The organism is Brumimicrobium salinarum, assembly GCF_002844555.1.
Taxonomy (GTDB): domain Bacteria; phylum Bacteroidota; class Bacteroidia; order Flavobacteriales_D; family Crocinitomicaceae; genus Brumimicrobium; species Brumimicrobium salinarum.
On record NZ_PJNI01000001.1, the window covers coordinates 156,367 to 171,349 of the forward strand.

Consider the following 14,983-nt stretch of genomic DNA (forward strand, 5'->3'; position numbering starts at 1 on the left):
AAAAAAAAAGCCTATCGAATGATAGACTTTCAATTATATTAAATGACTTATTGCAGAATAAAATTAATCGGTATTCTACATCTTGCTCTTACCGCTTCTCCTTTAGATTCAGCAGGTTTCCATTTTGGCATTGAACGAACAACACGTTTTGCTTCCAAATCAATTTCTTTCGACACACCTCTTAAAATCTTCACTTGTTCTATAGAGCCATCTTTATTCACAACAAATTCAATAAATACACGTCCGGCATCACCAAGCTCCATTGCTATTTCAGGATATTTAATGTTTTCTGCCAAGAACTTTTTCATTGCTGCGGTTCCACCTGGGAATCCTGCCTCAACATCTGGGTATTCAACAATCTCGGCAGGAGGTGCTGGAGCTTCAGGTTCATCAGGAATTTCTTCAGTTTCTACTTGTTGCTGTTCATCCTCATCTTTATTTTCTGCCAATTCTATCTCTTCACTTGGTTCTGGAGGTGTTTCTAATTGCTCTACCTCTGGCGGTTCATTTTCAACAATCTCTTCCTCTTCTTCAATGACCTCATTCTCCTCAGGAATATCTTTCACTTCCTGATCATCTTTTCCATCGTTTACAATCTCCACTTCGTTTTTGTACGAAAAGGAAAGCGTAATAAGACTTCCAACAATAAAGAAACCTAAGAAAAGAAGCGGCAAACGCATTCGTTCATTATCGTAATCTGGATTTTTTTTAACTGCCATAACTATAAATTTTATTCGATGTTCAAATATTTAAGCAAAAATCGTTCCTAAAATTCAATCTTATATTCTTGATAAATTAATTTGAATAAAACGATTCCAAAAATACAACCAATTCCATTAGCAATCAAGTCGAGGACTTCAAAATTTCTTGAAACAATGACAAATTCTTGAATTAATTCAACGATAAAACTAATGGAAAAGCTACCAAAAAGACTGATTTTTAAGGCATGATTTCGTAAAAAGTGAGAAATATTTTGTCTTCTTAAACCAATCGACCAAAACAAACTTTGCAATAAGTACATTACAAAATGGGCTAACTTATCCACACCTTCAAACTGAAACTCTCTCAAGTTTACGTTTGAACTCGGTACTAAACTAACCACTACTACAAAAGACGTCCAAACAAGACTGGGTAAAATAAATCTTAACACAAGTTTTTAACCTATCATCTCTTTATACGCCTCAGCACTCATCAGTTCATCAAGTGCATCTGTATCTGAAGTTTTTACTTTTATCATCCAACCTTCTCCGTACGGATCAGAGTTAACCAATTCTGGATTAGCCTCTAGCTCTTCGTTGAAAGTAACAACCTCTCCTGTAACAGGCATAAATAAATCAGAAACTGTTTTCACGGCTTCAATAGAACCAAAAACTTCTTCTTTTTCGAGTGTTTCTCCTTCTGTCTCTACTTCTACAAAAACAATATCACCAAGCTCACTTTGAGCAAAGTCTGTAACCCCAATTGTTACCACATCTCCTTCAACCAAACACCATTCATGGTCTTTCGTATACTTTAAATCCGCAGGTATATTCATTATAATTTATTTTTAAATCCAAATGTAAAATTTTTAAATCAAATTACTCGATTTTTTACAAATAAATTAGTGTTTTCAATGGTTTTGGGTAAAATGGATGATACATCACTTAGTCTATTCCCATCTAATGATTAGACATTAAAGCTTTTCGTGCCAAAAAACTATAAATTGTATAAGTCATTGATACAATTTTATATTTTTGCAGATATGGTGAATACTGACCAAATAAATACCCTCAAAACACGCACGAATAAATTATTCGAATATCTTTCTATTGACGAAAAGAAGAGGAAAATTCATGAAAATGAATTGAAAGCTCAAGATCCAACATTTTGGGACGACCCGAAGAAGGCTGAAATTGTTTTAAAACAAAACAGACAACTTAAATTTTGGGTAGAAGCTATTGCTACGCTTAATCAGCAGATAGAAGACCTAGAGGTTTTACTTGAGTTTTTTAACGAGGGCTCAGGCTCACAAGAAGAAATTGAATTGCTTCATACTGAAATCACAGAAAAGGTGGAAGAACTTGAATTAAAAAACATGCTTTCGGGCGAGGAAGATAATCTTAATGCTGTATTGCAGATTACCGCAGGAGCAGGAGGAACAGAAAGCTGTGATTGGGCAAGCATGTTGTTAAGAATGTATTTGATGTGGGGAGAGAAAAACGGCTACAAACTAAAGGAGCTTAACTACCAAGAAGGCGATGTTGCGGGTATAAAAACAGTAACCATTGAATTTGATGGTGATTTTGCGTTTGGTTATTTAAAGGGTGAAAATGGTGTTCATCGTTTGGTGCGTATTTCTCCTTTTGATTCAAACGCTAAACGACACACCTCTTTCGCTTCTGTTTATGTTTATCCCCTAGTAGATGATTCAATAGAAATTGAAATAAATCCAGCTGAAATTACTTTCGAAACATTTAGATCTGGTGGTAAAGGTGGACAAAATGTAAACAAAGTGGAAACCGCGGTTAGATTACGTCACGAACCTTCAGGAATCGTAATCGAAAATTCAGAATCTCGTTCACAATTAGGTAATAAAGAAAAAGCAATGCAATTGTTAAAATCTCAGTTATATGAATTAGAGTTGAGAAAAAGACAAGAAAAAAGAGCTGAAATTGAATCAGAAAAGAAGAATATAGAATGGGGCTCACAGATTAGAAATTACATTATGCACCCTTATAAATTAGTAAAAGATGTGCGCACCGGTCATGAATCTGGAAATGTAGATGACGTGATGGATGGTGATATCAATTCATTTTTAAAAGCGTATTTAATGGAATTTGGCGCTTAACTTACGAAAGAGTCAATTATATTTTGTATAATTAAAAAAACACAATAACATGTCTGAAGAAACGGAAAACAATCAAGCAACAAACAATCCAGAAGAAAAGAAGTCATCAGCAGGTATTTGGATTCTCATCACTGTTTTAGCCCTACTTGGCGCTGGTGTATTGGGGTGGATGTACTCTAAAGAATCGAGTGCATACGAAAGTTGCCAAACGACAAACGCACAACTCGAAAAAGAAATGAAATCCATGAATGAAGCATTAGGTGGATACATTGAAGGAGCAACTAATGATCTGAGAACAGATTTTCAGCAAATGCTAAAAACCTATGATCAATTGATTGAAAAAGATGCCTCGAAATCTGATAGTTTACAAGCCCAAAAAGACAGTATTAATGTACTTCTTGCTAAATTAAAAGACAATCGTAACCGGAGTTATTATGAAATTGGACAACTCAAAAAGAGAAATGAGCGTTTGCGTGAAATCATGAATCGATACCTTATAACGATTGATTCTTTAAACACTTTAAATGTTGATTTAACATCAAGACTTGATCAAAAAAGTTCAGAATTAGATCAAACTCAGAGTGAAAGAGATGAATTGAGAAAACAAAATGAACAAAATGCGGAGTTACTAACCAAGGGTGCAAAATTAAACGCCTTTAACTTTAAAAGTGAAGGTTTACGCTATGCAACATTCGGAGGAAATACCAAAAGCGTAAATAGAGCGGGAAGAACAGAAATTCTTTCCAGTACCTTTACCATTGGTGAAAATAAAATTGCGCGTCCGGGTAATAAAACAATTTACATGCAAATTACCGATCCAAACGGACAAGTAATATACAGGCGTCCAAATGATGTAACGCAGGTTGCAGGAAGCGAAATTTTATATACGGGTAAAAGAGAAATCAATTACCAAGGCCAATTGTTAGATATGACTATTGTTTACAATTTGGAAGGTAATGAAATTCCGAGTGGAAATTACATAGTGAAAATATTTGCAGACGGAGCATTAATAGGGAAAGACACTTTCACATTAAAATAAAAATGTGGAGTAAATTTAGTTATTTATCATATTTAGCATCATTGGCATTCTTGCTGATGATGCTTTTTCGTTTTAACCCATTAAATCTGTATAATTTTGATTTAATCTGTATATTAGGTCTGTATGCATTTGGACTCATTGGATTTGTATTTTCTATTCTATCCGTGTTTCTAGACAAGAGAAAAAGCAAAAAGAATCCATATCAAAGCTTTGTTGCTTATATGGGAATGATACTTGTTTTTACAGGTATAGTTTTTAGATTAATGCATTGGCCCTTCCAGCTCCTATTTCTTCTTGGTGGACTAGTATTAATTGTCATTTCATATTTTATCAAAAAGGAGAAGCCTAATTCAAAAAACGATCTACTCGATGATCAATTGATGGATGAGCAATGAGACATAATTAAAAAAGCCAAAATTTTTCACAAAATTGATTTCATATCAGAGCAGGCACTACGCTCAACCACATCATATTAACTAATAAACGCTATGTTTTAACACGATAATTTCTATTATCATCAGTTAAATGAATATTTTTGTATCAAAATAAATGTCATGAGGGTTTTAATAACAGTAATCATTCTAATTGCTGGGATTTTCACAGCTTACTATTTAACCAAAACATCGATGGAAAGGAGGAGGCTTCCTGTAATACAACCCAGAGATGTAAATTCCGAGATGATTAATCCCGAACTTGCTCATATTGGTATCGGTCATAGAATAGGAGATTTTGAATTTAAAAATCAAAATGGCGAGAAAGTCACCCTACAAGATGTCGAAGATAAAGTATTTGTGGCAGAATATTTCTTCACTACTTGTTTAACAATCTGTCCTGTAATGACAGAAGAAATGACGCGAGTTCAAAAGCGATTTAAAAACAATGATGAAGTGAAAATACTCAGTTTCACAGTTGATCCGGAGCATGATTCTGTTGAAGTGATGCGCGCGTATGCAAGTGAACATGGAGCGGTAGATGGTCAATGGCATTTTTTAACAGGAAAAAAAGAAAACTTGTATAAGCTTGCTCGGAATTCATTTTTCGTTTTAAAACCCGCTGAGGCCAGGAACTTAGGTGATGCTGGATCAGACTTCATCCATACCAATAACTTTGTTTTGGTTGATAAAGAATTGAGAATACGTGGCTATTACGATGGAACGAGTACAGAAGAAGTGGATATTCTAATGGACGATATTGATATCTTATTAAAAGAAAAATAGATGTAAAATCAATTACATCTATTCAAAATATTTGATAAGCTACTTAATTATTGCTGAGCTAAATCATTTTGTTCTTGTTGTGTTTTAATATCTCCATAAGCATCACAATTGGCTTTTGAGGAACCACATGAAGAAATTAGAGAAATAAAAAATACTGAGATGATAGCCGCTGGCACAATTCTTTTCATAGCTTTATTTAGTTTTTATTGTTGTTTGTTGGCGTAAATATATAGATTCTAATGAAAGATAAAGAATTATTTTATGTTGATTTAAAAAAATAAAAGAAATATTTGAATAAAAATCACGTTAATTCCTGTTAAATGATACGTCTATTAACACTTCTTGTACTTTTTTTGCCTTTTTATTTTTTTGGGCAAAAAAATCTATACTTGTCATTTAATGATCAAAAAATCAAATCTATTCAAAGAAAAATTAAGAAAACCTTTGAATCTAAACAAGAAATAGCCGAATATTTAAATAAAATAAGATATAAAGCCATCAAAAAAGGATATGTTTTAGCCTCGATAGATACTTTATATTATTCAAACGACACAGCTTATGTTCGCTTTTACTTGGGAGAGGTTTTTAAGAGAATTGAAATCAAAGTAAATAAAAACGACCAAAACATTGTTCGGGGAACACCTCGAATTAATGAACGATTTCTTTCCAAACTTCCATTTAAACCAAGAGAAGTGAAAGATGTACTATTACGACTGAATGAATACTTAAACGAAAATGGTTATCCTTTTTCTAAAGTCTATTTAAAAATCGACACCTTAAAAGAGCATGTTTCTTATGCCCAACTTCATATTGAAAAAGGTCCCTTTATAACCCTAAAAGAAATACATATCCGCGGTGAATCTAAAGTTAGAGAAAAGTATATATTCAATGCGCTATCAATTAAAGAGGGAGACCCTTATAATGAAAGTATTCTTAGCAATATCTCTTCGAAGATAGATCAAATTCAATTCGTAAAAGAAATCAAACCTCATGAGATTCTTTTCACTCCAGAAGGGGCAGACCTTTATTTATATCTAGAAAGTGTTCCTGTGAGTTTAATTAATGGAATTGTAGGATTGCAACCCAATCCAATAACAGAAAAAACTACTGTTACAGGAGATGTTCGATTGAAGCTATTAAATATCGTCAAAAGAGGTGAAGAATTAAAAATTAATTGGAAAAGTTTACAACCCAAGACACAGGAATTAAATTTAGGATTTAATTTTCCTTTTTTATTTAACACACCATTTGGAATTGATACTGAATTTGATTTATACAAACAAGATAGCACGTTTTTAACTACAAATTTACAATTGGGAATTCGGTATTTCTTGACAGGAGGAAGTTATTTAAAGGCTTTTTATACTGCAGAAAACTCAAATTTATTATCAGGAGCTAACAATTCTTTATCAAATAATTTTTCAACCGTGTCTAGCAATCGCTATGGACTTGGAATAGTACACAACAATTTAGATTACTTACCTAACCCAAGCAAAGGCCTAACTATTGATATGGATGCTTCAGTTGGTAATCGTAAAAGTCGACCAATTCAGTCTGATTCAACAACAAATGCAACAGTTTTCAAAGCAGAGTTTCATATTGCCTATTACGTTCCAATTACGCCAAGAAATGTGCTTAAATTGGCCAATACAACCCAATCATATTATGCACCAAGAATTTATGAGAACGAACTCTTCAGATTTGGAGGGCTAAAACATCAGAGGGGTTTTAATGAAGAAGTGCTTTTTGCAACAACCACTTCAACATTTACCTTAGAATATCGTTTTTTAGTAGATAAAAATTCTCATGCATTTGCATTTTTTGATCAATCCTTTTATGAGAATAATGCCAAGGACTATACTCAAGATCAACCTTTTGGATTTGGAGCAGGATTTAGTTTTGGTACCAATCTAGGCATTTTCTCTATCTCTTATGCCTTGGGAAAGCAATTTAACAATGATATTCAATTGAGAGATGGGAAAGTCCACTTTGGGTATATTGCCTATTTTTAAAATAAAACCATATAAATTTCATGAACTTAACTTGCGCTGCGAAAGGAGTTAACAAAAAGAAGCAAATTTAGTTATTAAAAATAAAAAACAGAGACAACAAGTTGTGTTCTCATTACCTCCGTTCATTAAATTTCAATTTATTGAATAATAATTCGTATAGTTTCTGTCATTTTCTGCGTTTGAAGTTTTACAAAGTAAACTCCTGGTTGTGCATTCAAATGAAAATCATTCAAGTAGTTATTGATTTTATCCTGATAAATTATCTTTCCATTAATCGAAACAATTGAGAGTTTTAATTCTTCATCTGTGTCATTTCCATCTATTGCAAGAGTGAAATTACCATTCGATGGATTGGGATAAACAATTGCTGAAAAATCAGTATTCTCAAATTCTACAACATCTGTCGTTCCATCACCAAATCCATTATTTGGGTCTCCTGTTCCATCACCAGGGTTAAAGATTGGGCTTGGTCTATTTGATCTTGATGAATTGTAATCCTGTGCTTTTCCAAAAGTAGCGGTACAACCACCAGCTGTTGGGATTACCTCAATAATATAATCTACTTCCGTTGCTCCTGCAGGCAAGATATCTGTATAAGTAGGAAAATCTGTAACTGCAATATTCCCATCTACAGTCTGCCATCCATCAACATCTGTACCTCTGTGCAAAGCATAAGTAAAGTAATCCAATCCTTCGTAATTATCCCACGACAAAATTTTCTCATCTTGACTTTGACCATCATTCATAACTAAGTGTATGGTTTTGTGCTTTCGGGATAATCTACTCTCACCTCCACATTCATTAACAGCAGAGATTAAATAAGACCATGAACGCGTTTCTGGTGAGGCAATGACATCATTAAAAACTGAAATATTATCAAAATCTACAGAGTCAACGAAATCATATTGATTAGTTGATGGGTTCTTCCGGTATATATTATAGAAATCTATATTGTCAGGATTATTAAAGTCTTTTTCCCAAACTACAAGGTTCGTATTTGTAGCTGTATCAACAGTTACAATACAAATTTCTGGGTTATAATCAAATTGGGTATTACCTACAGTAATTTCATATTCAGTTGCACATCCATTATCTTGATTTACTGTAAGTTCATATTCTCCTTTCGACAATCCGTTCAACATCATACCTGTATTTCCGTTCCCCCACTCAACACCTGTTATTGTCGAATTAGCAGCTGGATACATAGAAGTAATCTCTATTTCTCCATTATTTAAGCCACAGTCTGCATTTTTAACATTAAAGAATGCTTCAGGTGCGTCAGTTGGTCGTAAAAAATATTCTTGAGTTGCCTCACATCCTAAAATATCAGTAACTTTTAAACGGTATGAACCTGCTGATAAATTAAAAATTTCTGAAGACGTTTCTCCCGTACTCCATTCAAAAGTATAAGGAGCAGCTCCGTTTGTAGCATTGAAACCTTCGAATTTACCATCATTGCTATGACAATCAGAAGGAGTAACAGCATTGTAAAAATAAAAATCAAAAGGATTTGAAGGTTCGGCAACAGTAAAACTCTTTACTGATTGGCACCCATCATCCAAATCTGTTACTGTTACGGTATACTCACCAGCAGATAAGTCTGAAATGTTAGGGGTGTTTTTACCTGACAACCATATTGTTCTATAGTTGCCACTTCCTCCACTAATATCCAAATCTATGGAACCAGAAGCACCTCCTTTACATCTTACATTATTTATTGTGCCACTAATTGCTAAGCCTGTATTCTCAACAACAATTGTCTTATGGGCGCTGCAACCCTCCGTATTCAATGCATTAAATGTGTATTCACCTGGATATAAATTAGAAATATTTTCACTGACATTTCCATTGTTCCAATATCCTTGGTAACTTAAAGTAGATGATACTGAAACATCGATTGAACCATCGGTTTGTTCACATGAAGAATGATTAACATTATCAATAGTTATTGTCGGTGATTCGGTTAAATAAAGCGTTTCATTTGTTACATGTACACAACCATTTGTGTCAGTATAAAAATAATCAAAATTGATTGAAGTAAGATTAGCTCCATAATTTTCTTTCAACTGATAAACATTTAAAAAGTCTTCAGGGCCTATGTTTTCTTCGCTTGGATAAACAACAAATGTCCCCCCTTTTGGAGTTAAAAGATCACCTAATTTAAGTTGTGTTTCACTTTCACAAGCTGCGTTTTCAAGCAGATTAAAACTAGGAATCTCACCTATTTTTACTTCAAAGGTATACAATAAACTTCCTTGAAAATCATCAATAATACTTGCTTCTATTAAAGAAGTCCCCGTAAATCCATTAACAGGCTCTATCTTAATTATAGATTTTCCCACATCATTTATATAGGAATAGCTTTGTATTTCACTATTATTTACCGATAAATTGCCAATATAGACAGAATCACCTGGGGTGTTCGGCGTAAATATTATATTATCAACAGCTATCGATTGTCCATAAGAATTTGGACAAACTGTTACGATATCAAAGGATGCTACATCAATTTGTGCTTTGATATTCTCTGATATAATTGAAAATAAAACGAATAAAGTAAGAATTTTTTTCATGATAATTGTTTAAGTATGGTTTATCAATTGATAATTAAACTTTTACAAACCTACACAAAAGCAAGTTAAAAAATGAATAAAAGACAAAAAATATTGAACTTATGAATCATAATTGTGAAAATGATATCTATATTTACAACGCTATGAGAACATTCTATTATCTTATTCTATTTGCAGGTATTAGCTTATTTACCGACCACTGTTTTGGTCAAAGAATAAATGTTTTAGATAAATATCAAATATACAATTACAATAATGATGAGTTTAACTCTACCATACAAATTTGGGATGGAGAACAACTGAATAATGGTAGTTATGTATTTGGTAATGATAAAAAGCTACTTCACTTTGATGGAGAAGATTGGACGCACATTTCAAATCAATTAGAAGACACAATTCAAGAAGGATACAATAAAGTATTTTCAATTTTTAAATCTTCCGATGAGCAAATTTACATTGGTAAAAAAAGTATGTTTGGCAAGTTGATTTATGACAGTCTAGGACGAACTTTATTTCAACCTATTATTTCCGATTCCTCCTTATCTGATATTTGGTCGATTTATGAAACAAACAATAAAGAAATTGTTTTCACAACACTTAAAGACATCGTTGTTTACAACGCTGATCAACACACTTTTACTACACATAATTTATCTGAAAAACACGGTGATATTGATTTAGAAAATAGTGTTCAGGTTGGGAATGGGATGCTTATTACTTTCTCAAAAGTGATTGATGTGAATAAACGCAAAGAAAAGTTTGTTTATCATTTTGACTTTAACACGCTACAATTTCATCAATTAAACACCAAAATAGATGTACGCGCCAGCTATAATATTAACAATAAAATATTTGTTGTTGACTTTGAAGGTAGTGTTTTTAAGTACAATAAAAAAGAACAAAAGTTAATACATAAGAACACCTTATCATATCAGCAAAATGAAATCCGTGTCAATCAAATTTTATTAAAACAGGATATTTTATGGGTAGCTACCGAAAACCACGGAGTGATTACTTTCAATAAAAATGGAATAATGATTCGATCCATTTCTAGTCTTGATGGATTACAAGATAATAATGTTTTTAGAATGTTTTTTGACAATGCCGAAAACTTATGGTTAGCATTAGACAATGGAATTTCCGTAATTAATCTCAATACGCCTTTATCCTTTTATGCAAACGAGGACGGTATTGATGGAGCAGTGGAAACTTTTATAAACATGGGAGACAGTTTGTTTATGCTTGCTTCAAGATCTGGTGTGTTTATAAGTGAAAGAGAAAGAGAAAATATAATTTTTAAAAATACGAACACCATAGAAGAGGCAGCTTATGATATTAAACGCTTCCAAACAGATTACGGTGAAAGAATAGCAGTTGTAGGTTACAATGGTATTTATGATGTAACGGAATATGCTGAAAAAGCCAAGGTAATGGCTACAAGCATATATGGATGGGAATTAACCCCTTCACCTTTCAAAGCCAATCAATTATTTATAGGAGGTGAGAATTTTATTGGACGATTTACTTTTACCCCAGAACAAACTTGGAAATTCGAAAAAATAAAAGAAACGAGTGCCGATATTATCAAATTCGCCTTTCACAACAATCTACTCTATTTTAGTGTTAAAGGAGAAGGTATTTTTACCATCAACAAACAGGATAAAATAGAGAAAGTAAATTTAGCAGAAGGATTAAACATAAGTTCATCTCACTTTTACTTAGAAACACATCAAAGCAATGTCTATGCAGGCTATAACCAAGGTTTACTAAAATTAAACGAGAATAAACAGCAGTTTGAGGAGATTTTCCCTATTGGATTAGATGGTAAGAAGTTTGATCTCAATTTTCATCGTTTATATAGTCATCCTTCAACAAATGAATTAATTGCCGTTGTTTTTAACGAAACGCCAAACAACAATAGTAAACATGTAGGTTTTATCGAGAAATCAGACACAACCTACCGTTGGAGACCTTTAGCAATTAATGTACTTAAGAATGGAATCATATATGACATCAGTGCCAATGAAAAAAACATCTTTTTTGCACTTAATACAGGTTTTGCCTCACTAAACAGGTCAAATTTAGACAAAACGAACAAAAAATGGAACGTTTATATTTCCAAGATAGAGGTAAACAATACTCCACTGATTTATAATGCAAGTGAAAGTGATGCTCTACAACCTGTAAAACATGGTAGAAGTATACGATTTGAAGTTCGAGGTGATCGTTTTTTTGGAAACAATAAAATACAATATCGTTTTCGTTTAAAAGGAATTTCTGATCGTTGGTCCAACTATGAAAGTAACAGTTTTAAAATTTACGACCAACTGCCAGCCGGAACATATACATTAGAATTCCAAGGTATCAACCAGTATACAACAGAAAGTGAAATTGGGAGCTACACTTTTGTTATTTTACCCCCTTGGTATCTAACATGGTGGGCTTATTTACTTTATGTTATACTTTTTGTTTTAATTATTTACTTGGTTACAAAGGTGAGTATTTACCGTATAAAGCAAAAAAACAAGAGTTTAGAGAATATTGTTAATGAAAGAACAAAAGAAATTGCGGAAAAGAACAAAACACTAGAACATCAAAAAAATGAAATTTCAGAAATCAACTCTGACCTACTAGGTAGTATTAACTATGCCAAAAGAATACAGAATACAATCCTACCTTCAAAAACCAACCTCGACAACATGTTTAAATCCTATTTCGTTCTCTATCTGCCTAAGGATATTGTTTCGGGAGATTTCTATTGGGCTCAAAAATTTGATGAGCAATTGATTTGGGCAGCTGTTGATTGCACTGGTCATGGTGTTCCTGGCGCATTCGTAAGTATTGTTGGAAATAATACACTTATTCGCGCTACTAAAGAGTTTGGATTAAGAAATCCTGCCAAAATTCTTGACAAACAAAGAGAGCTCGTTATAGAGGCTTTCAAAAATGAAGGTCACCAACACGTGAAAGACGGAATGGATTTGGCATTAGTTGCACTTAACCCAAAGACCTTACAACTAGAATATGCAGGTGCTAATAATCCGCTTGTCATTGTTAGAAATAAAGAGATCATCGAATTTAAAGCAGATAAACAACCTATCGGAGAATTTGTAAAAATGAAACCTTTTACCAATCAAACCATTCAACTTCAAACGGGAGATTGTATTTATCTATACTCGGATGGTTTTGTGGATCAATTTGGTGGAGATAAAAATAAAAAGTTCAAATCGAAACCATTCAAAAAACTACTTTGTGAAATATCTCACCTGCCCATGGAGCAGCAACATAAAGCATTAAAAGAAGCTTTAGACAATTGGCGTGGTGATCAAGCACAAGTAGATGATATCTGTATTTTTGGTGTGCGAATTTAATGCGTGCAAATAAAAAAATCCGTGAATAATCACGGATTTTTTTATTTTAAACTTCACTGATTTATTTTAATTCTATCATAACTGGACAATGATCAGATCCCATGATATCATTTAAAATTTCTGCAGATTTCACTTGATCTTTCAAAGTTTTACTAACCAAGAAATAATCGATTCTCCAGCCTACATTTCTCGAACGTGCCCCACCACGGTAACTCCACCAGGAATATTTCACCTCATCTGGGTTAAAATAACGAAACGTGTCGATAAATCCTGCATTGATAAAAGCATCCATGCCATCAATTTCCTTTTGAGTAAATCCAGCATGTTTATCATAATTTGCTTTTGGCCTAGCCAAATCTATCTCTCTATGAGCAACATTAAAATCACCACAAACAATTACAGGTTTTTTTGCTTCAAGTTCTTTAAGAAATTTCAAAAATGATGCGTCCCAAGTCGTTCTGTAATCTAATCGTTTTAATGCACTTCCTGAATTGGGAACATAGACAACGACTACAAAAAAATCTTTGTATTCTGCAGCAATTACTCGTCCCTCTTGATCGTGCTCTTCTACTCCAATATCATAAATTACATCTAAAGGTTTTTCTTTACTCAAAATAGCCGTTCCAGAATATCCTTTTTTCACTGCAGAATTAGCAATAATATGATAATCTGTAAAAGGCGTAAGTGCTTCTTTAACCTGATCGTCTTGTGCTTTTGTTTCTTGCAAACATAAAATATCAGGATTCAGTTCCTCCATATCTGTTTGGAAATCTTTTTTCATAATGGCGCGAATACCATTCACATTAAAAGAAACTAACTTCATCATTATCTTAGTTTTATTTACGTTATCAAGAAACTTCTAAAATCCTTGAACTCCGTTTACTGTTGTATATTTTAAAATATTCTTTTTATCAGGGTGAATTCTCGCAAAAGCAGATTGTACAGCAATCGTACCTTCATGAAAACCACATAAAATTAGTTTTAATTTTCCTTGATAGGTGTTTACATCACCAATAGCATAAATACCTGGAATGTTAGTAGAGTAGTCAGTTGTATCAACTTTTATTGCATTTTTTTCGATATCTAATCCCCAATCTGCAATTGGGCCCAATGATGGTTTCAAACCAAATAAAGGAATAAAATGATCTGTTTCAACAACTTCTTCACCTTCCTTTTTATGCTTGATAGTTACATTTTCCACTTTTCCTTCACCTCCTATACCTACAACCTCACGGTCAGTAAGCAATTTTATTTTTCCTGCTTCCGCTAAATCCATTACTTTTTGAACAGAGTCCAAATGACCACGGAAAGAGCTTCTTCTGTGCACTAAAGAAACAGATTTCGCAATTTCTTTCTCTACTAAAAAGATAGCCCAATCTAAGGCTGAATCACCTCCACCAGCGATCACGCAGTCTTTTCCGCGATAAAACTCTGGATCTTTTATAATATATTCAACACCTTTTCCTTCATAATTTGCAAGGTTTTCAATAGGTGGTTTCCTAGGTTCAAAAACACCAAGACCTCCTGCAATCATAACGATTGGAGCTTCATGTTGTGTTCCTTTATCTGTGGTAACGATAAATTTATCTTCAGCTACTTTATCGATCTTAACAGCTGCCTCACCTAAGGTAAACCCAGGCTTAAAGGGTGCTGCTTGTTCCATCAGGTTATCCACCAATTCTCCTGCTAACACAGAAGGAAATCCTGGAATATCATAAATTGGTTTTTTTGGATAAATTTCAGCACACTGTCCTCCCGGAATAGGCAATGAGTCTATCAAATGACATTTCAATTTTAGTAAACCTGCTTCGAAAATGGTAAAAAGTCCTACGGGACCCGCTCCAATTATTATTATATCCGTTTTAATCATATCTTTATTTGATCTTATTGTGTCACAAAATTAACTATTCTTTATGTAACAAAAAGGCACTTAGATTGTTTTCC

The 14,983-nt window shown here is 33.2% G+C and carries 13 protein-coding genes; 6 read left to right on the forward strand and 7 right to left on the reverse strand.

The genetic code is table 11. The features are described 5' to 3' along the window. Positions 1–47: 47 nt before the first annotated feature. Genes CW751_RS00780 through gcvH form a run of 3 tightly spaced genes read right to left on the reverse strand, consistent with a single transcriptional unit; the run spans position 48 to position 1,534 of the window. On the reverse strand, positions 48–719 hold the full coding sequence (locus tag CW751_RS00780) for an energy transducer TonB (protein WP_101333049.1): 672 nt from the start codon (positions 717–719) through the stop codon (positions 48–50). A 47-nt stretch (positions 720–766) separates the two neighbouring features. Further along, complete coding sequence (locus CW751_RS00785) at positions 767–1,150, reverse strand: VanZ family protein (protein WP_101333050.1); 384 nt, start codon at positions 1,148–1,150, stop codon at positions 767–769. A 6-nt stretch (positions 1,151–1,156) separates the two neighbouring features. Next, positions 1,157–1,534, reverse strand: a complete 378-nt coding sequence (gcvH, locus tag CW751_RS00790; RefSeq protein ID WP_101333051.1) for a glycine cleavage system protein GcvH — start codon at positions 1,532–1,534, stop codon at positions 1,157–1,159. Positions 1,535–1,741: 207 nt separating this feature from the next. On the opposite strand from gcvH, the gene prfB reads away from it, so the two are divergent. The 4 genes from prfB to CW751_RS00810 all read left to right on the forward strand — a co-directional run bounded on the left by prfB (position 1,742) and on the right by CW751_RS00810 (position 5,083). Further along, entirely contained in the window at positions 1,742–2,827 is a 1,086-nt protein-coding gene (gene prfB, locus CW751_RS00795; protein ID WP_101333052.1) for a peptide chain release factor 2, read from the forward strand. Between the two features lie 49 nt (positions 2,828–2,876). After that, complete coding sequence (locus tag CW751_RS00800) at positions 2,877–3,866, forward strand: hypothetical protein (protein ID WP_101333053.1); 990 nt, start codon at positions 2,877–2,879, stop codon at positions 3,864–3,866. 2 nt (positions 3,867–3,868) lie between these two features. Then, on the forward strand, positions 3,869–4,261 hold the full coding sequence (locus tag CW751_RS00805; RefSeq protein WP_133122090.1) for a hypothetical protein: 393 nt from the start codon (positions 3,869–3,871) through the stop codon (positions 4,259–4,261). 159 nt (positions 4,262–4,420) lie between these two features. Beyond that, the gene (locus tag CW751_RS00810) at positions 4,421–5,083 is read left to right on the forward strand and encodes an SCO family protein (RefSeq protein ID WP_101333055.1); all 663 of its coding nucleotides are present in this window, start codon (positions 4,421–4,423) and stop codon (positions 5,081–5,083) included. A 47-nt stretch (positions 5,084–5,130) separates the two neighbouring features. On the opposite strand, the gene CW751_RS15335 is transcribed toward CW751_RS00810, so the two are convergent. After that, positions 5,131–5,271: a hypothetical protein gene (locus CW751_RS15335; RefSeq protein ID WP_165779182.1), complete on the reverse strand. Its 141-nt coding sequence runs from the start codon at positions 5,269–5,271 to the stop codon at positions 5,131–5,133. A gap of 201 nt (positions 5,272–5,472) precedes the next feature. Here CW751_RS15335 and CW751_RS00815 point away from each other — a divergent pair, with 201 nt between their 5' ends. Beyond that, positions 5,473–7,095 carry a BamA/TamA family outer membrane protein gene (locus CW751_RS00815; protein ID WP_133122091.1) on the forward strand — a complete coding sequence of 541 codons (1,623 nt, stop codon included), beginning with the start codon at positions 5,473–5,475 and terminating at the stop codon, positions 7,093–7,095. Between the two features lie 137 nt (positions 7,096–7,232). Here the strand turns inward: CW751_RS00815 and CW751_RS00820 are convergent, their stop codons facing one another. Next, positions 7,233–9,668 carry a T9SS type A sorting domain-containing protein gene (locus CW751_RS00820; protein ID WP_101333057.1) on the reverse strand — a complete coding sequence of 812 codons (2,436 nt, stop codon included), beginning with the start codon at positions 9,666–9,668 and terminating at the stop codon, positions 7,233–7,235. A gap of 101 nt (positions 9,669–9,769) precedes the next feature. On the opposite strand from CW751_RS00820, the gene CW751_RS00825 reads away from it, so the two are divergent. After that, entirely contained in the window at positions 9,770–13,039 is a 3,270-nt protein-coding gene (locus tag CW751_RS00825) for a SpoIIE family protein phosphatase (RefSeq protein ID WP_101333058.1), read from the forward strand. Positions 13,040–13,100: 61 nt separating this feature from the next. Here CW751_RS00825 and CW751_RS00830 read toward each other — a convergent pair whose 3' ends face one another. Together CW751_RS00830 and CW751_RS00835 are read right to left on the reverse strand one after the other, a co-directional pair. Continuing rightward, positions 13,101–13,865 carry an exodeoxyribonuclease III gene (locus CW751_RS00830; protein ID WP_317045774.1) on the reverse strand — a complete coding sequence of 255 codons (765 nt, stop codon included), beginning with the start codon at positions 13,863–13,865 and terminating at the stop codon, positions 13,101–13,103. Positions 13,866–13,898: 33 nt separating this feature from the next. Then, a complete protein-coding gene (locus tag CW751_RS00835) occupies positions 13,899–14,909 on the reverse strand; it encodes an NAD(P)/FAD-dependent oxidoreductase (RefSeq protein WP_101333059.1) in 1,011 nt (336 codons plus the stop codon). Positions 14,910–14,983: the final 74 nt, after the last annotated feature.

Coding starts and splice junctions, on each gene's coding strand:
- CW751_RS00820 (WP_101333057.1), bottom strand. CDS start 9,668: ATGAAAAAAATTCTTACTTTATTCGTTTTATTTTCAATTATATCAGAG.
- CW751_RS00825 (WP_101333058.1), top strand. CDS start 9,770: ATGAATCATAATTGTGAAAATGATATCTATATTTACAACGCTATGAGA.
- gcvH (WP_101333051.1), bottom strand. CDS start 1,534: ATGAATATACCTGCGGATTTAAAGTATACGAAAGACCATGAATGGTGT.
- CW751_RS00800 (WP_101333053.1), top strand. CDS start 2,877: ATGTCTGAAGAAACGGAAAACAATCAAGCAACAAACAATCCAGAAGAA.
- CW751_RS00835 (WP_101333059.1), bottom strand. CDS start 14,909: ATGATTAAAACGGATATAATAATAATTGGAGCGGGTCCCGTAGGACTT.
- CW751_RS00810 (WP_101333055.1), top strand. CDS start 4,421: ATGAGGGTTTTAATAACAGTAATCATTCTAATTGCTGGGATTTTCACA.
- CW751_RS15335 (WP_165779182.1), bottom strand. CDS start 5,271: ATGAAAAGAATTGTGCCAGCGGCTATCATCTCAGTATTTTTTATTTCT.
- CW751_RS00780 (WP_101333049.1), bottom strand. CDS start 719: ATGGCAGTTAAAAAAAATCCAGATTACGATAATGAACGAATGCGTTTG.
- prfB (WP_101333052.1), top strand. CDS start 1,742: ATGGTGAATACTGACCAAATAAATACCCTCAAAACACGCACGAATAAA.
- CW751_RS00830 (WP_317045774.1), bottom strand. CDS start 13,865: ATGATGAAGTTAGTTTCTTTTAATGTGAATGGTATTCGCGCCATTATG.
- CW751_RS00805 (WP_133122090.1), top strand. CDS start 3,869: ATGTGGAGTAAATTTAGTTATTTATCATATTTAGCATCATTGGCATTC.